Here is an 801-nt window from a genome sequence, read left to right as displayed (position 1 = left end):
ATTTCTCGGCACAAAAACAAGGATACGTCTGCAAGGCGCATGGCTGACGGCAGCAGGGTTCTTGCCGCGAACGCACGTTCGAGTCAGAGTCATGACCGGGTGCTTGGTCATTACTCTTGAGTAGAGAAGACAGACCCATCACCGCTCTTCAACCCCGCACACTGGGTGGGATCAAAGAGCGGTCTTCTTATTTTTGAATAGACAGCTACTTTTATTTGCACAATCAAACGCAGCGGCACCACAGGCAGCGGTAGGCGTCGGCAACGGTTGATTACTATATGACGGCACAACGTAAGTACCACCTATGTAATCAAACTCGGTACTCGACCATTGGTTGTTTCGCTCACAATTAAAGCACGTATTGCCGCATCCCCTGGCGCGATTTGTTGCAAATAAAGCGGTTGATCGCTTGTTGTCGTACCTACCTGAGTCCAGGTACCGTCGGTACCTGGCGTACCATAACGCACCTCGGGGCTACCTGTTTCGGTGACGCCATTTTGCGTCATTTCCATACCGCGCATTTGTCTCTGAATTTGGGCCGATGAAAATAAAGGGGTCGGAGTCGAATATTCCAATACAAATATTCGACTCGTATATTGAGCATGCCGCATCGACATCGGATAATCAGGATGTAGAGGCGGTCGGGCAGAGTGATGCCGATTAGACTGAGTGCAGTTGAGCACGTGGGTCAGATAGGTGCCTTTGCCTGTTTCATTTTATAAGTCCGAACGGTATCTTGGGTCATCGCCTGACGCGTAAGCCCGCATACGAGAAAGGTCAAAAATGGAAACGGTGTGTGCA

Annotated in this window: 2 protein-coding genes; one reads left to right on the top strand and one right to left on the bottom strand. The window is 50.2% G+C overall.

The annotated features are described in order from the left end of the window. The first annotated feature begins 22 nt into the window (after window positions 1-22). The gene (locus KHU33_RS26945) at window positions 23-124 is read left to right on the top strand and encodes a SymE family type I addiction module toxin (protein ID WP_407928324.1); all 102 of its coding nucleotides are present in this window, start codon (window positions 23-25) and stop codon (window positions 122-124) included. Between the two features lie 178 nt (window positions 125-302). Here the strand turns inward: KHU33_RS26945 and KHU33_RS26160 are convergent, their stop codons facing one another. Beyond that, window positions 303-575 (bottom strand): hypothetical protein, encoded by a 273-nt coding sequence (locus KHU33_RS26160; RefSeq protein WP_211468483.1) that lies wholly within the window; start codon window positions 573-575, stop codon window positions 303-305. Window positions 576-801: the final 226 nt, after the last annotated feature.

The organism is Collimonas silvisoli (genome assembly GCF_018305005.1).
GTDB classification, from domain to species: domain Bacteria; phylum Pseudomonadota; class Gammaproteobacteria; order Burkholderiales; family Burkholderiaceae_D; genus Collimonas; species Collimonas silvisoli.
The sequence above is the reverse complement of the archived record's forward strand: the minus strand, read 5'-3'. Positions and strand labels throughout refer to the sequence as shown.